This is a genomic window from Actinomadura rugatobispora (assembly GCF_055379765.1).
In genome coordinates this window covers 9,111,400-9,135,212 of record NZ_AP029191.1, presented here as the reverse complement: position 1 = coordinate 9,135,212, position 23,813 = coordinate 9,111,400, and the positions used below count along the sequence as shown (strand labels likewise).

Annotated in this window: 16 protein-coding genes; 11 read left to right on the top strand and 5 right to left on the bottom strand. The window is 69.2% G+C overall.

Translation table 11 applies throughout. The features are described from left to right. Positions 1–292: 292 nt before the first annotated feature. The 5 genes from ACZ466_RS41140 to ACZ466_RS41120 are packed head-to-tail and all read left to right on the top strand — an operon-like array spanning position 293 to position 6,191. Positions 293–1,309 carry a TauD/TfdA family dioxygenase gene (locus tag ACZ466_RS41140; protein ID WP_378284170.1) on the top strand — a complete coding sequence of 339 codons (1,017 nt, stop codon included), beginning with the start codon at positions 293–295 and terminating at the stop codon, positions 1,307–1,309. Positions 1,310–1,318: 9 nt separating this feature from the next. Further along, complete coding sequence (locus ACZ466_RS41135) at positions 1,319–2,335, top strand: ornithine cyclodeaminase family protein (RefSeq protein ID WP_378284171.1); 1,017 nt, start codon at positions 1,319–1,321, stop codon at positions 2,333–2,335. Further along, on the top strand, positions 2,332–3,696 hold the full coding sequence (locus tag ACZ466_RS41130; RefSeq protein WP_378284172.1) for a Y4yA family PLP-dependent enzyme: 1,365 nt from the start codon (positions 2,332–2,334) through the stop codon (positions 3,694–3,696). Before ACZ466_RS41135 ends, ACZ466_RS41130 begins: the two co-directional genes overlap by 4 nt. Before the next feature lie 30 nt (positions 3,697–3,726). Next, positions 3,727–4,755, top strand: coding sequence for a cysteine synthase family protein (locus ACZ466_RS41125; RefSeq protein ID WP_378284174.1), 1,029 nt, complete (start codon positions 3,727–3,729; stop codon positions 4,753–4,755). 5 nt (positions 4,756–4,760) lie between these two features. Next, positions 4,761–6,191: an MATE family efflux transporter gene (locus ACZ466_RS41120; RefSeq protein WP_378284175.1), complete on the top strand. Its 1,431-nt coding sequence runs from the start codon at positions 4,761–4,763 to the stop codon at positions 6,189–6,191. A gap of 504 nt (positions 6,192–6,695) precedes the next feature. On the opposite strand, the gene ACZ466_RS41115 is transcribed toward ACZ466_RS41120, so the two are convergent. Continuing rightward, positions 6,696–7,019 carry a hypothetical protein gene (locus tag ACZ466_RS41115; protein ID WP_378284176.1) on the bottom strand — a complete coding sequence of 108 codons (324 nt, stop codon included), beginning with the start codon at positions 7,017–7,019 and terminating at the stop codon, positions 6,696–6,698. A gap of 758 nt (positions 7,020–7,777) precedes the next feature. Between ACZ466_RS41115 and ACZ466_RS41110 the strand changes: the two genes are divergently transcribed. The 3 genes from ACZ466_RS41110 to ACZ466_RS41100 all read left to right on the top strand — a co-directional run bounded on the left by ACZ466_RS41110 (position 7,778) and on the right by ACZ466_RS41100 (position 10,874). Continuing rightward, entirely contained in the window at positions 7,778–8,443 is a 666-nt protein-coding gene (locus ACZ466_RS41110) for a DUF6461 domain-containing protein (RefSeq protein WP_378284177.1), read from the top strand. Positions 8,444–9,330: 887 nt separating this feature from the next. Further along, entirely contained in the window at positions 9,331–9,702 is a 372-nt protein-coding gene (locus ACZ466_RS41105) for a hypothetical protein (protein ID WP_378284178.1), read from the top strand. 443 nt (positions 9,703–10,145) lie between these two features. Then, a complete protein-coding gene (locus ACZ466_RS41100) occupies positions 10,146–10,874 on the top strand; it encodes a D-Ala-D-Ala carboxypeptidase family metallohydrolase (protein WP_378284179.1) in 729 nt (242 codons plus the stop codon). Positions 10,875–11,265: 391 nt separating this feature from the next. Here ACZ466_RS41100 and ACZ466_RS41095 read toward each other — a convergent pair whose 3' ends face one another. The 4 genes from ACZ466_RS41095 to ACZ466_RS41080 all read right to left on the bottom strand — a co-directional run bounded on the left by ACZ466_RS41095 (position 11,266) and on the right by ACZ466_RS41080 (position 17,963). Continuing rightward, entirely contained in the window at positions 11,266–14,550 is a 3,285-nt protein-coding gene (locus ACZ466_RS41095) for an AfsR/SARP family transcriptional regulator (RefSeq protein ID WP_378284180.1), read from the bottom strand. Positions 14,551–14,881: 331 nt separating this feature from the next. Then, complete coding sequence (locus ACZ466_RS41090; RefSeq protein WP_378284181.1) at positions 14,882–15,775, bottom strand: transposase; 894 nt, start codon at positions 15,773–15,775, stop codon at positions 14,882–14,884. A gap of 170 nt (positions 15,776–15,945) precedes the next feature. Beyond that, complete coding sequence (locus ACZ466_RS41085) at positions 15,946–17,205, bottom strand: IS701 family transposase (protein ID WP_378293577.1); 1,260 nt, start codon at positions 17,203–17,205, stop codon at positions 15,946–15,948. A 41-nt stretch (positions 17,206–17,246) separates the two neighbouring features. After that, positions 17,247–17,963, bottom strand: coding sequence for a hypothetical protein (locus tag ACZ466_RS41080; RefSeq protein ID WP_378293361.1), 717 nt, complete (start codon positions 17,961–17,963; stop codon positions 17,247–17,249). A 1,792-nt stretch (positions 17,964–19,755) separates the two neighbouring features. Here ACZ466_RS41080 and ACZ466_RS41075 point away from each other — a divergent pair. The 3 genes from ACZ466_RS41075 to asnB all read left to right on the top strand — a co-directional run bounded on the left by ACZ466_RS41075 (position 19,756) and on the right by asnB (position 23,187). Next, entirely contained in the window at positions 19,756–20,970 is a 1,215-nt protein-coding gene (locus tag ACZ466_RS41075) for a cytochrome P450 (protein ID WP_378293363.1), read from the top strand. Next, positions 20,967–21,167, top strand: coding sequence for a ferredoxin (locus ACZ466_RS41070; RefSeq protein WP_378293365.1), 201 nt, complete (start codon positions 20,967–20,969; stop codon positions 21,165–21,167). Before ACZ466_RS41075 ends, ACZ466_RS41070 begins: the two co-directional genes overlap by 4 nt. A 178-nt stretch (positions 21,168–21,345) precedes the next feature. After that, positions 21,346–23,187 carry an asparagine synthase (glutamine-hydrolyzing) gene (gene asnB / locus ACZ466_RS41065; protein WP_378293367.1) on the top strand — a complete coding sequence of 614 codons (1,842 nt, stop codon included), beginning with the start codon at positions 21,346–21,348 and terminating at the stop codon, positions 23,185–23,187. The last annotated feature ends 626 nt before the right edge of the window (positions 23,188–23,813 follow it).

The following is a 23,813-nucleotide window of genomic DNA, read 5'->3' as shown; positions in this document are numbered from 1 at the left end:
CCTAACGGAACCCCGTTCCGCAAGGTGCTCGCGATTCCGCTGCGTTTCCGCTGCGCCATCGCGCCGCGCACCTGCCTTCCGGATCGGCCGCCAACGGATGATCTAGATGGTTAGGCAAGGCTATGCTAACTTCTACAAGCGTGTAAATGCATTGGCGCCACCGCCCTCCCTCCGATCGGACGTCGGCGCGGCCCGCAGCCGCATGACCTGGCCTTTCGACCCGCCGCGACCCTCTCGGCGCGGCCCGCACCACGCCTGTCTCCCGCCCCCCCACGGAACGGAGCTCTTCGCCATGCCCACGGCACCCGTACCGGTCCGCCACCTCGATGACGCCTCCGTCCGCTGGCTCCGGCGGTCGGCAGAGCAGATCCTCAACGCGTGCGGAACCTCGGCCGCGTCACCGCGGCTGTTCGACAACCTCGCCCGCGCCGCAGGCGAGTCCAGCGGCCGCCTGCGTCACCACTGCCGCCCCATCGACACCGCGGACGGACTGTTCGTCCTGCGAGGTCTGCGGGTCGACGCCGACGACCTCGGCGCGACGCCCACCGGCTGGGCCACCGCCGGAGACAACGGAGCCGTCCACGACATCATGCTGCTGCTCCTGGCGAGCGTGATGGGCCACCCCATCGCTTGGGAAGGCCAGCAGGAAGGCCGGTTCGTGCACAACATCGTGCCCTCGCCGGGGCACGAGACCGAGCAGACCGGCGCGAGCAGCACCGTCCTGCTCAGCCCGCACACCGAAGACGCCTTCCACCCTGGCCGGGCCCATCTGCTGATGCTCGGCTGCATGCGCAATCACGACCGGATCGCCACCACGGCGGCCAGCGTCCGCAAAACGCACCTGGCCGAACAGGACGTCCAGGCCCTGACGCGGGCCACCGTGCCGATCCTCCCCGACGACGCCTACACCCAGGCGCAGGGCTACGCCCGGCAGCCGTCCCCGGCCGTGCCCACCTTGTTCGCCGCCGAGGACGGCCTGACACTACGGTTCGACCCGGCCTACACCCCGCTGCGTGACGCCGACGTCCCCTACCAGCACGCCTACCGGCGCCTCCATGCCGAGCTCGCCCGCGTCTCGGTCGCGGTGATCCTGGAGCCCGGCGAGACCCTCGTCGTCGACAACGACCTGGCCGTGCATGGACGGGTGCCGTTCCAGCCCCGCTACGACGGCACCGACCGCTGGCTCAAGCGCGCCTCGATCCGTGTCCCCGGCCGCCGCACGCGCCCGCCGTCCGAAGCCGGCGAACACGGATACGGGCAGGCCGTCCTCACTGCCCGCCCCGGTCGCGCACGAACCCCCAAGCTCTGAGGAGTCCCCATGACCTCCCCCCTTCCCGGCGGCCCGGTGACCGGCGACGGCAAGCACCTGCGGATCCTGTCCACCAGCGACCTGGCCGGACTCGACATCTCCCTGGACCAGGTCGTCGCCACAGTGGAGGGCGCCTACCGCACCCTGCACGCAGGCCGGTCCGACAACCCCCGCAAGCTGACCGTCAAGCCACCGGACGGGCACTCGGTGGCCTACGCGATGCTGGGCCGCGACGGCTCCCGCGAGGTCGTCGCGATCAAGACCTCCTACAAGCACGGCGTGGACCGGGGCCGTGACGACCAGCACTACTACACGGCCCTGACCATCTATGACGACGTCACCGGCCTGCCGGTCGCGATGATGGACTGCTCGCGCATCGGCTCCCTGCGCACCCCGGCCGTCTCGGCGCTGCTGGCGCGCGAGTGCGCCGCACCCGCGGCCCGCACCGCCCTGGTCGTCGGCACCGGGACGCAGGGCCGCCTCGCGCTGCCGTTCCTGCTCACCACACTGCCGCGGCTGGATCGGCTCATGCTCTTCGGCACCCATCCCGACGGCGTCGCCGCGGTCCGCGCGCGGCTGGCCGAGCACTTCCCTGACCGGGACGTCGACATCGTCACCGATTGGCGGGCCGCCGCCGGCGACGCCGACGTCGTCATCGCCACCGCCGGCCCCCGCACACCCGCCGCGATCGAGGCCGCCCACCTCAAACCCGGCGCGCTGTCGATCCTGGTCGGGCACGGGCTGGCGCCCTCCGCACTGGGCGCGGCCGACCGGGTCGTGGCCACCAGCGAGGCGCAGATGAACATCACCGGGACCGACATGGCCGACGCGGACGGCAACCTCCGGCCCGTCGACGCCGAGCTGGCGCCCGTGATCGCCGGCACCGCAGCCGGGCGCCGCTCCCCCGAGGAACGGGTGTTCGCCTACAACAGCGGCCTGGTCGTCACCGACATCGCCCTGGGACACCATTTCGCGCAGCTGGCCATCGCCCAGGGCCTGGGCACCGAGGTCGCGCTATGGCGGTGAGCGCACCGGCATGGCCGACCCTGCCCGTCCTGCCCGACCCCGCAACGGACGCGATCCTCGGCAGCGGCCTGCTGGAGGAACTCGCCTACGCGTTCGGAGGGCCCTTCCATTTCCTGCTTCCCGACGCCTTCGACGCCAACCTGCGGGCGCTGCGCGCCGCGCTGACCCGGGCGGGCGTGGACGGGTCGGTGTACTTCGCCAAGAAGGCCAACAAGGCGGCGGTGTGGGTCGAGCGATGCGCCGCCGGTGGCGCCGGCGTCGACGTGTCCTCGGCCGGTGAACTCCGTGAAGCACTGGGGCACGGCGTCCGCGGCGAGGACCTCATGGTCACCGGACCGGCCAAGAGCCGTGCCCTGCTCGGCCTGGCGGTCCGGCAGGGCGCCCTGATCGCCGTCGACGAACTCGGCGAACTCGACGCGCTGATCACCGTGGCGGCGACCGGACCCGGGCGCCCGGCCCGGCTGCTGCTGCGCTGCCTGCCACCCGGCCAGCCCCACAGCCGCTTCGGCATGGACGACGCCGAACTGGCCACCGCGCTCGAACGCTGCGTCCAGGCCGGCGTCACCGTCCGGATGGAGGGGTTCAGCTTCCACCTGGCGGGCTATGCCGTCCAGCCCCGCACCGACCTCGCCGGACGGCTCGTCGCCCGATGTCTCAAGGCCCGCGCCGCGGGACTGCACGCCCGGCGGATCAGCGTCGGCGGCGGCCTGGCCGTCAGCTACACCGACGCCGCCAGCTGGCGGACCTTCCTCGCCGAGCAGAGAGGCGACCACTACCACGCCGGCCGGACCTTCACCGCCGACGACTTCTACCCCTACCACTCCCCCGCCGCCGGGGGCGGGGCACTGCGCGCCCTGCTGGAGGCCCGGCCCTCGGGAGGCGACCGGCCCCTCCGCGAAGTGCTCCGGGACTCCGGTACCGAACTGGTGCTGGAGCCCGGACGGGCGCTGCTGGACAAGGCCGGCGCGACCGTGTTCGCCGTCCAGGGCGTCAAGGACCGCCAGGGCTACCAGATCGTCACGGTCGACGGCACCAGCCTGAGCCTGTCCGAGCAGTGGTTCGGCAGCGAGTACCTGCCCGACCCCTTCCTACTGCCCCGGGACCCTCGAAGTCGCGGCGGCGTCCATCCGGCCAGCATCGGAGCGGCGACCTGCCTGGAATCGGACATGCTCACCTGGCGGAAGATCCCCTTCACTCGCCGTCCCCGTCCCGGCGACCTGCTGGTCTACCCCAACACCGCCGGCTACCAGATGGACTCCAACGAATCCTCCTTCCACGACCTGCCCCTCCCCCCGAAGGTCGTCATCGACGGCACCGGGCGCCCGCGTCCGCGCTGGCGGCTGGACCGCCACTTCACCTGACCCGCCCCGGCGCCCCCTCAGGAGTCACCGATGCCCGGATCACCCCAGCGGCCCGCCGTGGTCACCCGCGTCTCCGATCTCATCGGCCACACGCCCCTCCTGGAGCTGGCCACCACCGAAACCGGCGGCCGGCTGCTGCTGAAGCTGGAGATGTTCAACCCCACCGGCACCGCCAAGATCCGCATGGCCCGGCAGATGGTCGCCGACGCCGAAGCCCAGGGACGGCTGCGCCCCGGCGGGCGCATCGTCGAATCCACCTCCGGCAACACCGGTCTGGGGCTGGCGGTCATCGCCGCCGAACGCGGCTACACCTTCACCGCCGTCGTCGACGGCCACTCCTGCCCGGACAAGCTGCGCGGCATGAAGGCCCTCGGCGCCGAACTGGTGTACGTCACCGACGACGGCACCGGAAGCCTGGCCACCGCCGCACGCGAGGAACTCGCCGAGCGGATGGCCCGCGGCCAGGACAACACCGTCTTCACCGAGCAGCACAACAACCCCAGCAACGGCGTCGGCTACGTCCCCCTCGCCCACGAGCTCGCCGACGCCCTCGACGAGGACATCGACGTGCTCATCGGCGCCGTCGGCACCGGCGGCGCGCTCTGCGGCACCACCCGCGAGCTGCGCAGACGCGTCCCCCGTCTCACCACCATCGGGGTGGAGCCCAAGGGGTCCACCGCCTTCGGCGGGCCCGCCCACGACTACCACCAGTCCGGCACCGGCACTCCCGAAGGAGCCGAGATCGGCGCCCTGGTCGACTTCGACCTCATCGACGAGGGCGTCAAGGTCGGCGACGTCGAGGCCTTCGCGACCTGCCGCGCCCTCGCCCGAACGGGGCTGCTCATCGGCGGCTCCGCCGGCGGGGTCGTCCACCAGGCGCTGACCCGCCTGCCCGGGCTCCCGCCGCGGACCACTATGGTCGCCCTGGTCAACGACGGCGGAGAGAAGTACATGGACACGGTCTTCAACGACGACTGGATGCGGGCCCGCGATCTCCTCTCGCCCGAAACCGAGGAAGAGATCGAAGAACTGCTCGCCAAACTGCGCGGGAGCCGGTGACCCACATGCCCACCCCCCTGCCCACCGCCAAGGCGGCCCTGCTGCTGAGCGACGGCCGCGCCCTCGCCGCCCTGGCGGTCCCGCTCATCCTCACCCAACTCGCCCAGGTCGCCCTGACCACGACCGACACCGTGATGATGGGGCTGCTCGGAACCCAGGAGCTGGCCGCGGGCGGCCTGGCCATCGTCATCTTCAACCAGCTGCGCACCATGGGGGTCGGCCTGGTCACGGCGGTCGGCAACCAGATCGCCGCCGCCGCGGCCCGGGTCGAGCAGGCCGCCGGCGGGGAGGGAGAGGGCTCGCGGGAGAGCTCGGCGGAGGTCCGCGCGATCGTCCGCGCGAGCCTGGCCGTGGCGACGCTGGCCGGCATCGCCGGAGCCGTGCTGATGATCGGCATCGGCCAGGCGCTGACCTGGCTCGGCCAGGACGCCGCCGTCGTGGAATCCACCCAGACCATGCTGCTCGCCCTGGCCCCCGGGCTGCTGCCCTGCCTGTGGTTCCAGGCCGTCCGGCAGTTCACCGTCGGGATGCGCCGCCCCCAGGCGCTGCTACAGATCACCATCGTCTCGGTCGCCGTCAACGCCGGCCTGAACTGGGTTCTCGTCCACGGCACCTGGGGGCTGCCCCAACTGGGCCTGACCGGCATCGGCGTCGCCACCTCCACCGTGTATCTCCTGTCCTTCCTCGCCCTGTACGTGTCGGCGAAGAGGGACTCACGGCTGGCGCCGCTGCTGTCGCTGAACATCGCCAAGGCCGACCCCGCCACCGTCAGGCGCATCATCGCGCTCGGCGTGCCGATCGCGGCGACCTACGGCTCGGAGGCGGGGTTCTTCTCCGTCACCGCGCTGATGGCCGGGTCGTTCGGCCCCGCAGCCTTGGCTGCGCACACCGCCGTCAACCAGCTCGTCTACATCGTCTTCCAGGTCGCCGTGGGCCTGTCCCACGCCGCGTCCATCAACGTCAGCCGCGAGCTGGCCCTGGGCCGGACCGATCGCGCCCTGCGCATCAAGAACACCGCGCTCGCCTGCGCCGCCGCCGTCATGACCTGCGTCGGGATCCTCTACCTGACGGTGCCGCACCTCGTCCTGCGCCCGTTCCTGGACGCCGGCGCCCCCCAGTCCGAGCAGGCCCTCAGCATCGCCACCCACCTGCTCATGGTCACCGCCGTCCTGCAGTTCTTCGACTGCTCGCAGAACATCGGCGTCGGGCTGCTGCGCGGCCTGGAGGACACCAAGAGCGGATTCCGGATCACCCTGATCGGTTACTGGGCCGTCGGCCTCCCCACCGCCTGGCTCCTTGCCTACGCGCTCCAACTGGAGACACTCGGCATCTGGCTCGGCCTGCTCATCGGCCTGGCCACCACCGCCCTACTCCTCCTCAGGCGTTACAGCTTCGCCCTCCGTGCGCACACGGCGGCCGTCTCCGCCGCCGCCTAGATCGTGTCCCGAAGTGAGCTGAACAGCGGCGTGTCTGAGCCGAAACAGAGAGGTCTCGGGCAGAGGGTTCATCGACCAAGAAGAACCGGACACCGGAGACCTCGTGGCCACCCTCGCGGTGACGAGGCGGTTCGCCCTGACCGACGCTCAATGGGTGGTGCTGGAAACACCGTTGCCGCTGCCCAGGCGGCCGGGTCGACCCTCGAAGTGGACCAAGCGGCAGTTCATCGATGGCGGGTGCGAGTAGGGGCGCCCTGGCGGAATGTGCCCGAGTGCCACGGCTCCTGGCATGCGGTGTAGTTGTTGTTTCGCCGCTGGCAACGGGAGGGAGTGTGGGCTCGGGTCCTCACCACCCTGCAGGCTCGGGCCGATGCGGCCGGGCTGATCGGCTGGCAGGTGAACGTTGACTCCACGATCGCTCAAGCCCATGAGCACGCCGCCGGGGCCCGCACCCGGCCGAATGAGCAGCCGAGCCGCGCGCGGAGCCGGCGTCGAGTCAGGCAATCATGCTGAGGCGCTCGCGGGCAGGCTGGCCATCAGCCCCTGGGGAGGGCGGAACGGCAGTAGCGACTTGCTTGCGAGGGTGGCGCCGGTGCCGTTGGGGTTTGCGGGAGCGACTTTCTGGAGGGGTCTTAGGGACGGCATCGCCGCAGGTTGCTGCTGTATCCCAGCACCACGTAGTAATAGGCGCGCTAGCTGGAGACGTCGATCCCACTGGAAGGACGCGGCGGTGTAGCCCTCGCCCTGGAAGATATCGCGGCCGTACAGGTACGGCTCGCACGCGATACCAAAGGCAAAGGTGCTGACCGCGAGCAGCAGGCCGCGCACGCGCAGCGGTGAACAGCGTCGCGACAAGGACCGACACCGGGAACGCCAGCCCCTGGAAGCCGTATGTCGTGTCGCCGATGTCGACGCGCAGACGCGCGATCCTCGACTCGGCACACGTGCGAGCCAAAACGGGGGCGAGCACACCGGCCCCAGTCCCGTGGACCGGGGTAAACCCGGTTCCAAGCTGCACATCCCGTCCGACCGCAACGGCCTGCCCCTTCTGGTCGCCGTCTCGGCCGGGAACGGCCACGACAGCCACGCCTCAAGCCGAGGATCGGAGCCCAAATGAGACGGGCCAATGAGAAGGGCCGAGCCCGACGCATCGGCAAACTCCATGCCGACAAGGCCTACGACATACCTGAGCTGCGCCGATGGCTGGTCCGACAGCACATCTTCGCAGCCGCATTGCCGATCGACCCCACCGGCACGCCTCGCTCTACCCATGAGCTCATCTGTGCGCAACAAAACGCCGCCGCCATGTTCAAAGCACCACAGAACCGAGCCCGCTGAGGCCGAGGGACTCCGGCGTCTCAGTAACGCAAAAAGCCTGGCTTGAAGTCCCTCCTCGAACCCGGGGCAGCTCACCTGCGCGGAGTCGGCGCCGCCGGATGGCCTAGGTGCGGCGCAGCCGGTGCGGGCGAAGTCCCGGCAGTATCGTAGGGCCGCCCTTCCTGCTTCGTGGGCTTGGCGGCGAGTCGCTGCCGGCCGTTCCGATCCTCCTCGCAGGCCTGTCCGAGTCGGCGGGCACAATTCCCACCATGACCGACGCGATATCCCCCTTCCGCTGGCTCAGCGGGCGCTCCGCCCTGGGAGAGATCTTCTGTGTCTCGTTGTTCCGTGGCCTGTCACCTGTCGAGGTCTTGCGGCGCTTCGGGCCCGAGGACGCGACGAGCCGGGCTATGAGCATGCGGGAACTCTGGGACCTGGTTGCAGAGTTCACCCACCTCACCCGAGCGGGCAACGGCGGCGGGTACGTCGGGGCCCTTCAAGCCGACGGGTGGAGCGTGGCCGTCGAGCCGCTGGGCTGGTACGCCTCGCTGACCGAGTTCGGGGCCAAGCTCTCCCGCGGGTGCGAGATGGTTGCGGTTTCGCGGCACGACTACGCCGAGGACCACTTCGTGCACGCGATCGACGGCGAACTCCTCACCGGCTTCATTCCGAACAAATCAACCCGCCGATGGGGCCGTGCCCCGGACGCGCTCAACGAGGCGCTGAACAAGTTCGGATTTCCGACCGAGGATCTGGACGATGCGGCACGGGAGGCGTCCTGGCGCCGAATCTACGAGGATCGGGTCGCGCGCGCTTTCGCGGTGGCGGCCGAGGTCACGGGCGTGGCGTTCACACGGGACCTCATCGACGGGCTGCTCCTTGCCGGTGCGGTCGACCAGTCTCCGCTTTCGGGACCGCAGCCCAAGAACGTGTGACCGGACCGTCCCAGGGCCGACACCCTCCTGGACGACGTCACCGACGGCGACGCCTCGGGCGCGCAGGCGTGCGTGCGGCCGCCGGTACACCCGACCGAACCCATTGCCTCCTGGCTTGCGATCATCTGGGTCACCCCGTCAGCCGACAGCTACGGGGTTAAGACGAATACCCGATTCCCTAGACCATCCCTGGAAGCTCACCGCTCCCTCTCGCCCGTTTCGCATCAGAAGGACGGGGCCATGGCCGAGCTCGGCCTTGCAGGCGAGTCCGGACTGATCGGCTTCCTCCGCGGCATCGGTGTGACCCAAGCGCAGCGGGAAGCCCGCCTCGTCTGCATCCTCAAAGGATGAGCGAGGCTCAGTGGTGATCAGCAGCGTGCATCCGGAGGGCCGGCCGTCGCCATCCAGGCGGAGTATGCCGATCATTACAGCGCCCGCCGGCCCCACCGCAGCCTGAACCGGCAACCGCCCAACGGACGCGGACAACCGCCTCCGCCCGGCGACATTCGAGTCCTACGCCGTGATCGAGTCGGTGAACTCATCCATGAGTACTCGCAGGTCGCATGAGGTGACACACTTCCGGCACGGACACCCTCAGAGACCGGGAAGGCTCAGCGACCACGGGGTATTCCCGGCATATTCCACGCTTCCACCGGCGCATGCAAGGATCCAGTTGCGAGAAACGGCCGCGCGAGCGAGGTGATCCGCGACGGCGGAGAGCGTGTTATCGCGACGGCTGGCATTGCCGCTCGCATCAGAACTCGCACTCGGCTTTAGAGCAATCCACCAGCGGAAAGATCCGGTCCGAAAGGGACGGAAAGTCCCTGAACAAGCCATCCTATACCGAGCGGTGTACGGGGAACCGTTCTCTTTCCAGATGAGGAGCAATGAAGAACCTGACCAAAGCGGTCACCATCGGCATTGGCGTTGCAGCGGCGAGTGTCGTTCTCGCGCCACCGGCCTTCGCTGTTAATTTTATCCGAGACATCGGCGACGGGACAGTTCGCTACACCGACGACACCAATCAGATGTGCCTCCAGGCGGACAACACCCTGGGGACAGCCTGGGTGGAAGTGGCCATGTCCCGCCAGGGCGGAGGCGGAGTGCCCGTCATCATCAGGGACCACAACGTCGATCACCCGGGCGCCACCTGCAGGCTCCTCGACATTCCCGAGAACGTCACCTACCAGGCCGAATACCGGAGCTATTGGGAAGGGCGAGGAACCCCGATACGTGGGGTGTTCCTCTTCACCACCTGACTGACCCCGACAAGGCGGGCTCCCCGGCCACCACCCGCGCGGCATTACGGGGAGCCGGCATCCGACAAGCATGCCGGCCGACAGCAGATCCAGGAAGATCTCGGGCTTGCAGCCTTTGTGATCGCATTGGTGATCATCGGGTGATGTGGGACGGATGCGAGGCGAAGCAACCGGGCATGGCACCCAACTCGAGGTCACGGCTCCTGATCGGAGGCACCTTGGTTGTGGTGGTCGGGTGCGATGACACGCCACTCGGACGCGAACGGCGGCCGAGCCCCTCATGTTCCCGAGATCCATGTCGATAAATGACAGCAAGCTTTTGGCTTATTCGATGATTGCCGAGTCTGGGCGGCGCCGATAGGGCTTGCCCGGCACTCGGCAACCACGCGGGAGGCCTCAGCGACCAGGCACCCGCTGCGGAACAAATTCAATGAAAGGCAATTATGTCGCGCCTACTTGCACGTGCTCTCGCCACCCTCATGCTCGCCGTCGCCGCAACCGGCGTCACCGTGCTGACCACGGCCGCTCCCGCCTCGGCCGATGGCTGCTACACGTGGAGCGGCGAACTCCGCAACGGCAGCCGTGGCGCTGCCGTGACCCAACTCCAGATCCGGGTGGCCGGTTATCCCGGCTACAACTCCAACCTCGTCATCGACGGCGTCTTCGGCGACGCGACCGAGGCGGCTGTACGGCGCTTCCAGTCCGCCTATGGGCTCACCGCCAACGGCGTCGCCGGGTCGCAGACCTTCAACCGCATCTACGCCCTCCAGGACGACGACTGCACCCCGATCCACTTCACCTACGGCGAGATGAACCAGTGCAACAGCACGTGGTCGGGCGGGCTGGTCTCCGCCGCCCAGGCCCGGTCGAACGCGCTGCGGGTCATGTGGCAGTTGGAGGCGCTGCGCCACGCCCTCGGCGACCGGCGGATGGTCGTCTCCAGCGCCTTCCGGAGCGTCGCCTGCAACCCTGATGCAAGTGACACCTACAGTCGGCACCTGTACGGCGACGCCGCCGACTTCACCGGCACCCCATCGCTCTGCGCGATCGTGCGGCAAGCGCGATACCACGGGTTCGAGGAGATCCTCGGCCCTGGCTACCCCGGGCACGGCGATCACGCCCACGTGGCCAACGACCCGAGCAGGACCTGGTCCGCCAGCCAGTGCTTCTGACGCCGTAGACCGACCCCGCCACCCACGTGCCGGCCCCGCGCACCCGCGCGGGGCTCCGGCGGCGCAGACCTGGGTGTGGTGCCGGTTGCACATCCTCTCGAGTCTGCCCAACCTACGGCTTTTCCGCTTGTAAGGCGTGCCGATCGCGCCCCGCGCCGATCGCCGTAACAGGCGATCGCCCGCAGGGCCCTCGGCTTCTGCCCGGGTACCTCATCAAGGCCGGGTGCGAGATTTCGTCGAAGCAGGCGGTGATGTCGCCCCGCACGACTCACTCATACTTTGCTGCCCGAGCCGGCGTTGTACGGCGTGCTGGTATTCGTGATCGCGCCTGCGGCCACGGGTCTTCGCCGGATGGATCGCAGGCCGGCACGTTCGAGCATCGGGTGCGGAACTATGACCGCCGGCCGTCAGATGGCGGTCGTCCACGGCGACGTGTCGCCGAAGAGCCTGGCCGCCCTGCGCGCGCGAACCGGGCGTCCAGCGTTCGCGTGCCGTTCTCGTCCGCGATCCCGCGGAACAGTTCGCGGGCCTCTTCCCAGACGTCCCTGGCCGCGCGGTGGTCGCCGGCGCCCTCGTGGGCGTCGCCGAGGGAGCGGAGCGTCCGCGCGAGGTAAGGGATCCAGCCGCGGGTTCGCCAGACCTGGACTGAGCGTTCGAGGGCGGCGATGGCGGCGGGCAGATCTCCTTCGGCCAGGTTCAACTGCCCGAGAACGCTGAGCGCGTCGGCGAGATGATGGCCGAAGTTGCCGTTCTCGCTGTGGGCCAGCGTCAGTTCGACGGTCGCCCTGGCCCGCTCGTCCCCGACCGCGACGAACAGCTTCGAGAGGTAGAGCAGTGAGAACGTCTCCAGATAGCGGTCGTTCAACCGCCGTGCCATTCCCAGAGACCTCTCCAGCAGTTCCCGGCCGCCCGTGATGTCACCGCAGAACGATTTCGCCGCGCCGAGGAACTGGGTGATCGTCGTGGTGTAGTGAGCGTTCCCGAGCGCCTCGGCGACCTGCATCGCCCGCTCCAGGACGGTGACCGCCCCCTGAGGGTCGTCCTCGCCGTGGATGATCGCCATCACGTGTAAGGCCCGCGCCTGGCCGCCGAGGTAGTCCGCGTCGGCGGCCATCCGCAGGGCGCGCTCCGCCAGGGCGAGCGCTTGCGAACCGTTCCCGTCCGCCGTCGTGCCCCAGGCCAGGGTCGCCAGAGCGTCGGCCATTCCGACCGGATCGTCCAGCGTGGTGAACAGGTCGAGGAGCTGCGAAGCGCCGGCCCGCATCCGTGTCATCGCCGGTCCGGGGCCCGCCGGTGAAGTCCAGGTGGTGACCTCCAAGAGGCCGCGCATCAGCACGGCCTCGCCCCGCTTGTCGCCGGTCTCACGGCAGAGCGCGAGCGCCTGCTCGTGCATGCGCTGCCAGCCGTCGTACAAACCGCGCACGTTGAGGTACGTCTCGGTGGACCCCGCAAGATCCCATGCGAATTGGGTCAGGCGCGCCTCGCACGCTTGCGCGACCCCCGCCATCAGCGCGGCGTGCTCCGCGCCGAACCAGGCCATCGGGTCGGCCAGCAGCCGGTCGGAGACCGCCGCGGGCAGCCACCGGCGCGGCGCACAGCTGTGCATGGGTGCGTAGCAGGGCCCCGGGACGTGTTCCGCCGCGACCTCCGCCAGCGCCAGCCACGCACCCAGGGCCCGCTCGAGCGCGGCCTGGCGCTCGGGTTCGGAATCCTCGCGCAGGGCGCGCTCACGCGCGTACAACCGGATCAGATCGTGGAACCGATATCTGAGCGCGCCCGTCTCGTCCGTCCCGGTGGGGTTCAGCAGATGAGCGTCGACCAGGATCTCGATCTCGCGTTCCGCCTGCCGCACCGGCACATCCAGCAGGGCCGCCACAGGCCAGGACGCGAAATCGGGCGCGTCCAGCAGCCCGGCCAGCCGGAACGCCCGCTGTGCGCCGGCGGGAAGCGTCCGGTAGCTCATCTCGAATCCCGCGCGGACGTCGAGGTCGCCCGCCACGAGTTCGTCCAGCCGGTGCCGTTCCTCCCCGAGGACGCCGGCGAGATGGGACAGACTCCAGTGCCGTCTGCCGAGCAGCCTGGCCGCCGCGATGCGCACCGCCAGCGGGACCCGGCCGCACAGCCGGACGATCTCCAGAGCCGTGTCCGGGTCGTCCTGGACGCGTTCGTCGCCGACGATCCTTCTCAACAGGTCCATCGCCTGGGCCGACGACAGGACGTCGAGTTCCAGCAGGCTCGCGCCCTCCAGACCGATCAGGCGGACGCGTCCGGTGAGGATCACGGCCGTGCCGGGGGCCCCGGGCAGGAGCGGCCGCACCTGCTCCTCCCCGGCGACGTTGTCGAGCAGAACGAGGATTCTGCGTCCGGCCACACAGCTCCGGTAAAGCGCCACGCGCTCTTCCAGGGATTCGGGTATGCCGGTGCCGCTGATGCCCAGTGCGAACAGGAACCGGCTGAGCACGTCCTCTGGGCGGGTGGGGTCGGCGGAGGCGCCGCGCAGGTCCGCATAGAGCTGGCCGTCGGGAAAGGAACCCGCGATCCGGTGCGCGACGTGCACGGCGAGCGTGGTCTTACCCAGGCCGCCCAGACCAGCGATGCCGGCCATGGCGACAGTGGCCGGCCGTGGCTCGGTAAGGACCTCGGTGAGGTGCGCCACCTCGCCGTCCCGGCCCGTGAAATCCGCGATATCCGGCGGCAGTTCGGCCGGGGTCGGAGCCGCCCGGCTTTCAGGCATCGGCGGCGCCGTGGCAAGCACCGGACGGTCGGCCGCCAGGACATGGACATGCGCAAGGTGCACATTCTCGCTCGGCTCGATGCCCAGCTCGTCCGACATGCGCGCAGCGAGTGCATGGTAGGCCCGTCGGGTTTCCGCCGCGCTGTACGGGCCCGATCCCCCAGCGGGGCCCGTGATCGTCGCCCTGACGGGAAGAACGAGGTCGAGTGAGGGGTCCTGAGTGAGGATGCTCCGATGCATGTCCTGCAGTTCTTCGGTCGGGTCCAGCCCGGTCTCTTCGATCAGAGTCATGCGGGCACGCGTGTATTCAGCAAGCGCATCCGCCCGCCGGCCGCAGCGGTACAGCGCCAACATCAGCTGCGCCCGCAGCCGCTCCAGCAATGGGTACTCGTTGGTGAGCGCGGTCAGCTCGCCCAGCAGCCCGGCGTGGCGCCCGAGTCTCAGGTCCACGGCGATCCGCGACTGCAAGACCGACAGGCGGACCTCGTCCAGCCGCGCGGCCTCCGCGGCCAGCATCGCGACGTCGGTCATGCCGGCGAACACGGCCCCGCGCCAGAGACTCAGCGCCTCGTGCAGGCGGTGGCCGGCCTCCGCCTGGTCACCGGCGGCCTCCGCCGCCTGCCCTGAGGCGGCCAGGTGCTCGAACCTCGCCGCATCCAGCTCGTCCCGGACCACCGGCATCAGATAGCCGGAGCCCTGCCGCACCACGCGAGCCGGGTCGCCCAGGTGCCGCCGGAGCCGGTGCGCGTAGGTCTGCACATTCTTGGTGGCGCTCTTCGGTGGGGTGCTCCCCCACAGGGCCACGGCCAGTTGATCCTCAGAAACAGGGTTACCCGCTCGGCACAGCAGAACCGCCAGCAGCACACGCTCCTTGGGCGTGCCGAGATCGAGCTGTTCACCCTCGCGCCACACCGTCAGCGGACCCAGTATCCCAAATTTCACCGCGCCTCCTTGGCTGGACGCACAATAGACCTGGACGGCCACCTGGTCCGCCGCGCGTTTGGGAGCACAATGTCAGCTCCCATGCCTCAGAGACATCCTGAGCCCCCTCTGGTTACGAAGACGCAGCAAAAGCGGCCCGGTCGAAGCCGCCGGCCGATCCGGCCATTTGCGCGTAGCAACAGTCGCTGGGTGCGGGAGTTCCCCGCGGGTAGCCCGGACGCGACGGGCGGGACTACGCCCAGTCGGCGATGCCCGCCGTAGTTCGGGACCGAGCCCGGTTACGGCCAGGCACGGCGGGTCCTAGATCGTTGATGGGAAATGTGTGTGCTGGTCAGTGGTCGTAGGCGGTCAGTGAGCGTTTCACCGGTGCGCCGATGAGCCAGTTGTGCCAGATGGCGGCGTTGAGCGCGAGAACGCGCTGGCCGACGCGGGCCCACAGCCCTTCGGTGGTGCGCGCGTTGTGGCGTTCCAGTCCGAGCTGGTTCTTCAGGGTCCAGATGATGCCCTCGATCCGCTGGCGCAGCCAGGGCGGGAACACCTTCACCGCCGGTTCGGGCTCGTCATCGCGCACCGGACGGATCAGCACATGCCCCAGGTCGGCGGCGGCCTTCTCGATCCCGGCTCCGGCGAAGCCCTTGTCGCACACGATGGGGCAGGGGCCGTCGGCGATCGGGCGGACGTGCAGCAGGTGCAGGGCCTGCTTGCGCTCGTCGAGTTCTTTGGGGTGAGCCAGGCTGAAGGACGAGACCGTTCCCTCGGCGGTGGTGATGAGCATCAGCTTGGCACCCCGGTAGAAGGCGTGGTGGGAGGTGTCGCGGCCGTAGCCGGCGATCTCCCCCAGCGCCGAGCGGTTCACCGTGACTCGGGAGGCGCCGCACGGCACCGGGGTGCCGTCCATCAGCCGCAGGTTGTCGTACCAGGTCGGGACCGCGCGGGCCAGCCACAGCGCCACCACCTGCAGCACCGGGCCCAGATCCCGCAACTGTCGGTTGTACTGCGACTGACGCGGCAGCCGCGGGAACAGGTGCCCGATCCGGGCGGGGGCCAGCCGCAGCCAGTGGCGTTCGTCATCACAGCGCAGCAGGACCTGGGCGGTGGCCACACAGATCAGCTCGGCGTCGGTCAGCAGGCGGGGCCTGCCCGGCCCGAGCCGCCGCGATGGCAGGACATCGTCGTCCAGGTGCACGTAGAGTGCGGTCAGAAGGGCGTCTAGATCTGTCTTCACACACCGATCCTGGGCGCCCTTCACCATGCTTGCGGCCGGTTCAGCAATAACCCATCAACGATCTAGTAGGGCTTTGTTAGTTCGTCATGGTGGGTGCTGGTGGCATGTGGGGCATCGGCCGCTCCAGGTGGCGAGCAGCACTTGGAGCTGTTTGAGAATCTTGTAGAGACTCAGGCCGCCCCGGCCGCTTTTGGGCTGGCCAGGCGTAGTTCGGTGAGGAAGAGGTGTGCGGCCGAGGCCAGGGTGACGTGGCGGTGCCAGCCGGTCCAGGAGCGGCCCTCGAAATGGGTGAGGCCGAGGCCGGTCTTGAGTTCGCGGTAGTCGTGTTCGATCCGCCAGCGGATCTTGGCCAGGCGTACGAGGGTCTTGATCGGGGTGTTTTCGGGCAGCGTGGAAAGCCAGTAGTCGGTGGGCTCGGGCTCACCGGGCGGCCACTCGGCCAGCAGCCAGCACGCGGGCACACTGCCGTCGGCGGCTTTGGGGATGTCCCGGTTGGCGGGACGTACCCGGATCGCGGTGAAGCGTGAACGCAGTTTGGCGGTGGGGTTGGCCGCGGTCTTCCTGGTGCCCTGGCGCCAGGTCACCCGCCGCAGGCTCGCGCGGCCGGCGGCCAGCACCAGGTCACGGAGGTTGGAGGCATCCCCGGCGTAGCGTGGCCCGGGCGGGCGGCCGCGTCCGCAATAGGCCGGCGTGACCGGCACCGCGTCGCCGTCGTAGGCGCTGGTGGCGGCCTTGACAGCCATCACATAGCCGATGCCGCGCTCGGTCAGTCCCAGCCGGAAGGTGGTGTTGTCGCCGTATCCGGCGTCACCGACGACCAGCGGCGGCATGTGCCCCCAGGCGGCCAGTTCGTCGATCATGTCCAGGACGAGCCGCCATTTGGGACGATGCCGTACCTGATCGCCGATGCCGCAGCGCCTGCGCCGCTCGGCGATCCGCCCCGCCTCCTGCGGATCGGCGGCCAGCGTGTCATCCCACCGCTCGGGCATGAACAAACGCCAGTTCAGCGGGGCCGAGCAGGCGTCGGTGACCGCATGCACGCTCACCGCGATCTGGCAGTTGGTCACCTTGCCCGCCGTCCCGGTGTACTGCCGGGCCACACACGGCGACCCGTCCCCGTCCTTGAGGTGTCCGGTGTCGTCCAGAAGCCACGCCTCCGGCTCCACCACCCGCAGCGACCGATCCGCCAACCTCCGCCGCACCGCCACGAAATCCCACGTCGAGGACGTGATGAACTGCTGCAGCCGCTGATGATCGACCCCCAGGCGCTCGGCCATCGGCTGCATCGACTTACGCCGCCCGTCCAGCATCAGCCCCCGCAGATACAGCCCGCCGTTCAAGCGCTGCTCACGACGCGCGAACGGCGTGAAAATCTCACCCGCGAAGTCCTCAAGACGGCCACGAACCTCAGCCAGCTCAGCCGGAGTCACACCAAGATCATCCCATATGATACCGAACTAACAAAGTCCTACTAGGAGGTCTCCGCGGACAGGTGTTCTCCGCAGCCCCGCTCCTGGGGGGCTGCGCTGGTCAGATGGATCTGCGAGTTGTCGCAGACCCAGGGGCCGTAGGTCTTGCCCGTCCCGATGTCCCCGCCGCGCACGGTAAGCCCGATCTGCGCCACAGTGTTCTTCAGCTTCTCAGGATCGCCCTCGGGGTGATTCGGCGTGATCGCGTCGAGCACTGGATACCACAACTGCAGGGCATGCCCGGCCCCAGGGTTGACCTGCACGGTGACAGCGAGGCCACTGATCTCGCTGACGCAGGTGTTCTCGCTGTTCAACTTGACGACATAGGCCGTTGAGCCGTAGCCACTTATCCGGAGTGCCAGCTTGAGCGGCAGCGAGGATTTGAGCGTGGTGCGAATCTGGATGGGAATCAGGATCAGGCGCGACTGGTCCAGCGACGGCGCCGCGCACGAGGTCAGTGGTCGGCTCACTTCTGGTAGCCGGGAGGCGGGCACCGGCGGGGCGACGAGGACCTGCGAGGAGTAGCTGTCGCCTCCCTGGTTCTGAGTGTCGACGGTCGCGGCGGTCCTGTAGTCGCCGGAATGAGGCGAGGCGGTCTGCGGTGAAGTCGGCGTCACCGGCTGCGTGGCGGTGACGGAACCGTCCGAGGAGCTGCTCCCGCACCCGACAGCGAAGGCGCACAGCGACGTGAGTACCAGCGTTGTCATGGTTCTGTGCATTACTTCTCCCTGGCCTTTAGAGATCTACACAGCGGACCGCCATACCTTCGGGCGTTGTCACCTCGAGCGAGGCGTCCTTCTTCTCCGGCACGCCGATCGACGCGGTTGGTGCGAGATCCAGTCGCAGACTCGAGGCGAGCATCAACCCGCTCGACGACTGGCCGGGCCGTCCCGGCTCCGAGGCGGCGTTCGCCTCTCGCGCGACTGCCGATCCTCGTCAAGATCTTGGTCGTCCCGGCACAGCTGAAGCGCGGCAGCACGTTGCTCACCGGGCCGGCGAGCGCCATGAGATGGCGCGGGGGAATTTCGATCGCTTGTTCCAGACGGGTGAAAGTCTCTTCTGCCTCATCCAGGTCAGATCGCTCGCCGGACCGCTCATACCCAGCAGACAACGTTTGTCCCAGTAGGAGTGAACAGACCTCGCGGACAAGCCTCACGGCGTCCGACAGATCACGGAGGCCCCCGGGAAGCGAAGTACCGTCCTGCCAGGGCGTGCGCCTGCCGCAGACGTTCGTCGAGAGGCGCTCGCGTCAGTTCCACGGCGTCACTCACCGGCGCCACTCCGTCCATCGGACAATACCTGCGGCGCGTCTCGACGGGAGCGGCCTTCTGCGCCGGGAATCAGCGTAAGGCGCGGAGGGGCCGGATGCGCAGGAATTGGCCGACCCGGGCCTGGGGCTTTTGTGCTGCCCTGACGACGTGTTGCGCCCACGCTTCCGGCCGGGTGCAGGAACCGCCATCTCCCCGAAACGAATTCCTGATGATCCAATGACCTCGTCCACGTTTGTGATCACGCAAGTCCACTCCAAACCAAATGAACCTGGGCGAACTCGCGTTCGGGCTGGTGGGAAGGGGCGGGTCGCGTGGGACTCGAACCCACAACCTACGGATTAAAGCCGCTGGGCTCTTGTCAGCCCGGCTCCTTCGAGGTTGCGCTGTGCCAGGCTGTCCGCGTCCAGCCCCATTTCGTGCCGGGCCGTGTCGCCCGAGGTTCTGGCCGCGGCGCAGGCGGCCACGGCTGTCGGCGTCCGGGCCGGACTGTCTAACCGTCACAAGCCGAGGACCTCGCCCGGGAAGCGGGCGTCGCGTCATTGTTCCTCAACAAGCTCGCGTGGCTCGGTTCGTTGGACTCGGTTGTGTGTTCGCGGGGACGGGTCCTGATCTGGCCAGGCGCGGAAGCGAGATCGAGCTGGTTGCGAGCGCATCCTTACGGCGTGGGTTGATGATGGTCGGTATGGCCGGGAGTCGATGGGTTTGGGTCGGGTTGGGGTCACGGTCGTGACGGTGACCAGGCTGGGCGGCTATTTCGTGGCAGTGGGTTTGGATAAGGCTGACAGGCGGCCAGCGTGGTCGCAGCCCTGACCGCGCTGGTGGGGCTGACGGTAGCGGTGTACGGGCTCGTCGGAGCACCAAGTCCGGGGCTGGGGCGGCTGGTGTCGCAGCGGGGCCGGGCGTCGGGCCGGGGACAGGTGACCCTGGTCGGCGGGAGCCAGACCACCGCTGGTGGCCTGGGCGCCGGTAGTGCCGGTTCTGGGAGTGGGGGTGGTGCCGACCGGGTGCGGCAGGACGCTCAGGGAGATGCCGTTGGCGCTGGTGTTGATGCATGTGCTCATCGAAGGTGAGGCACCTGATCGTGCGCTCGTCGACCGGATCGTGGACCGGGTGTTGGCCCCGTTGCTCGGCACGAGGCCGTCCGGACGCTCTGCGAGGTGACCGGCACTGTCCGTATAGAACGGGTTCGTACTAACGTGGGTGGTGAGCCCAGAACGGCCCGATGAAGGGAGCGGTTCTCATGAACGCGCCCCAGTCGCCCGTGGTCTTGCCGGGGCCTCGCAGCTGCCCGTTCGATCCGCCGCCGGGGTATCGGCGACTGCGTGAACAGCGGCCGGTCGCCCCGTTGGCGTTCCCTGACGGCGCGGTGGGCTGGCTGGTGACCCGGTATGAGGATGTGCGCGCGTTGCTGGCCGATGACCGGTTCAGCTCTGACAGGGAAAGGGCCTCCTCCCCGGTGCGCCGCAACGTGTTCCATAGTGAGGATCGTCCCGGAATGCTGCTGAACATGGATCCTCCGGAGCACACCCGGTATCGGCGGATGCTCACCCGCCATTTCACGGTGCGGCGGATGCGTGCCCTGGCTCCGAGGATCGAGCAGATCGTCACCGAGCATCTCGACGCGATGGAGGCGGCCGGTCCGCCGGTGGATCTGGTGACGGCCTTCGCGCGGCCGATCCCCTCGCTGGTCATCTGTGAGCTGCTCGGCGTGCCCTACGCCGATCGGGAGGACTTCCAGCGGTGGACGGCCACCGTGCTGAAGCTCGACGCCGACGAGCAGGAGGCGTGGCACGCCCGCGACGCGTTGCGTCGGTACATGCGCGACCTGGTGGCCGTCAAACGCGCCCATCCGGACGACGCCCTGATCAGCACCCTGATCACCGAGCAGCGACCGCAGATGGCACTGACCGATGAGGAAGTGGCGGGCATCGGCCTCCTGCTGCTGGTCGCCGGGCACGAGACCACCGCCAACATGCTGGCGCTGGGCACCTTTGCCCTGCTGCGCCATCCTGAGCAGCTGGATGTGCTGCGCGCACATCCCGAAGGGGTGGATCATGCGGTCGAGGAGCTGCTGCGTTACCTGACCATCGTGCAGTTCGGCACCGTCAGGGTCGCCCGCCAGAACGTCGAGTTCGGCGGTCGGCGCATCCGCGCCGGGCAGACCGTGGTGGCCTCGCTGCCGGCCGCCAACCGTGATCCCGGCGAGTTCCCCGACCCCGACGATCTCGATCTGGCCCGTGACCCCTGCCGGCATGTCTCTTTCGGACACGGCGTCCACCAGTGCCTGGGGCAGCAACTGGCCCGCGTCGAGATGCAGATCGCCTTCCCCGCCCTGTTCCGGCGTTTCCCCACGCTCGGCGTGGCGGTGCCGCCCGAGCGGGTCCCCATGCGCGATGACATGTTCATCTACGGTGTCCACACGCTTCCCCTCACCTGGGAGGTGGCCACGCCATGAAGATCCACATCGACCACGACCGCTGCCGCGGCGCCGGTCAATGCGCCTTGACCGCGCCCGAACTGTTCGACCAGTCCGACGACGACGGCACCGTCGTCGTCCTCGACGACCGGCCTCCGCCTGAACTGCGCATCCCTGCCCGGCGTGCCGCGAGCCTGTGCCCCAACGCGGTCATCCGCATCATCGACGAGCCGTGAGAACGGCCGTCATCCGCAGGAGACGGCGCCGAACGCGCGTGGGCGCACAACCGCAGGTGACCACGCACGGCCACGGGGCCGGGGGCGAGGCCCTCCGGCGGTCCGGCACAGCGTGGACCAGGTCTTCGCGGACTGCCGGCCGTTCATCGACCCACCGGTGACCGGAAGGGGGACGATCATGTGTGGTATCGCGGGCTGGGTCTCTTTCCAGCGGGACCTGGGCGCCGAGCGGGCGGCCGTGGACGCGATGACCGAGACGATGGCCTGCCGTGGTCCGGACGACCGCGGTACCTGGATCCAGGGTCCCGCCGCGCTCGGTCATCGCAGGCTGGCCGTCATTGACCTGCCGGGCGGCCGGCAGCCGATGAGCGTCCAGGACGCGGAGCACACGGTGGTCCTGGTCTACTCCGGCGAGGTCTACAACTTCATGGGGCTGCGGACACAGCTGGCCTCGCGGGGGCACCGCTTCACCACCGATTCCGACACCGAGGTGGTGCTGCACGGCTATCTGGAGTGGGGCCGGGCCGTCGCCGAACGGCTCAACGGCATGTACGCCTTGGCGATCTGGGACGCCCGCGAGCAGGAACTCGTCATGATCCGTGACCGGATGGGCATCAAGCCTCTGTACTTCTACCCCACTCCTGACGGGGTGCTGTTCGGGTCCGAGCCCAAGGCGATCCTGGCCAATCCCTTGGCCTCGCCGACCGTGACGCTGGACGGCCTGCGGGAGGCGTTCGCGTTCGTCAAAACCCCCGGTCACGCCATCTGGCAGGGGATGCGGGAGGTCGAGCCGGGGACGGTGGTGACCGTCGGCCGGGAGGGCATCGGCGTCCGCGTCTACTGGTCGCTGCGGCCCCGGCCGCACCCCGACGACCGGGACGACTCCATCACCCGGGTGCGGGACCTGCTGGAGGACATCGTCGGCCGCCAACTCGTCGCGGACGTGCCGCGCTGCACCCTGCTGTCCGGCGGTCTGGACTCCTCCGCCATGACCGCTCTGGCCGCGCGCCGGCTCGCCGCCGCCGGGGAGAAGGTCCGCAGCTTCGCCGTCGACTTCGTCGGCCAGAGCGACCACTTCGTCCCCGACGACCTGCGTGCCACCCCGGACGGCCCCTACGTGCACGATCTGGCCCGCGCATGCGAGACCGACCACCAGGACATCGTGCTCGGCTCCGACCAGCTGGCCGACCCCGCGGTGCGGGCCCGGGTGATCCAGGCCAGGGATCTCCCCATCGCCATGGGCGACATGGACGCTTCCCTGTTCCTGTTGTTCAAGGCCATCCGGCAGCATTCGACGGTGGCCCTGTCGGGAGAGTCCGCCGACGAGGTGTTCGGCGGCTACCAGCAGTTCTTCGACCCCGCGGCCCGCGCCGCCGACACCTTCCCCTGGCTGGTGCACTTCCGGCAGCACTTCGGCGGCGAGGAAAGCGTCCTGACCGAGGACTTCACCAAAGCACTCGATCTGCGCACTTACGTGCGCGACAGCTACCGCCAGGCGGTGGCCGCGATCCAACGCCTCGACGACGAAAGCGACTTCGATTACCGGATGCGGCAGATCGGCCATCTCCACCTCACCCGGTTCCTCCGTGTCCTGCTGGACCGCAAAGACCGCATGAGCATGGCGGTCGGCCTGGAGGTCCGCGTGCCGTTCTGCGACCACAGGCTCGTGGAGTACGTCTACAACACCCCCTGGGAGCTGAAGTCGTTCGACGGCCGGGAGAAGAGCCTGCTGCGCGAGGCCACCGCCGACCTGCTGCCCCGATCGGTGTACGAGAGGGTGAAGAGCCCCTATCCCTCCACCCAGGACCCCGCCTACGCCGTCGCATTGCAGAACCAGATCAAGGAGCTTCTAGCCGCCCCCTCACACCAGGTGTTCGACCTGGTCAGCCGCGACCGGCTCGCGCGCGCCGCCGCGACCCGGGCACCTCAGATCGGCCAAGCGTCCCGGCGCGGGCTGGAGACGGCCCTCAACCTCGCCATGTGGATCGATCTGTACTCCCCGCATCTCACGCTCAGCTGACAGTAGGTAGAGGGTGAGCGCGACGGCGCGAGAACGGCCAAGGCCAACAGAGCGTCGCGCATCCCGTCGACAAAGACATGGCGGACTCCTCGGCCAGCAGATCCGAGCTGCCCTGAGGGCGCCCTGGGGGCGGCGACATGCAGAGCACCCGACAGCCCGTCGGTGGCCTGCCAGCAGTCCTGCGGTGGCGGAGCCGATGCTGGTGCGGTCACCGCTGGTCGGCAGGCCGTCGGCCAGCGCCGCGTGGGTGTTCCTTCGCGTCCGCCCTGTGTCGTCCGCTGTGCGCCTACCGGTCGCGGACGGCGTGGGTCAGGTGCGTCACCCCTTTGAGAGGGCTCCGCGCGGACCGGCTCCAGGGCCACGCGGCCCGCGTCCACGCCCTCGAACAGGCGGATCCCGGAGCCGAACAGCACGGGTGAGAGCGCGAGCCTCAAGCCACACCGGGATCTCCGCCCGCTCGTCATCGGCAGCGACCTCCAGGCCCTCCTGCCAGCAGCGCGCCGCCCGCTCACTCTTCCCGGCGCCCATCGGAGCAACCAGAACCCGGAGTTGGCCTTCTGGGACGACCACCGCGGGCGGCGGCCGCTCCTGCATCCAGATCTGCGCGCATCCCTGCGGGACTCGGG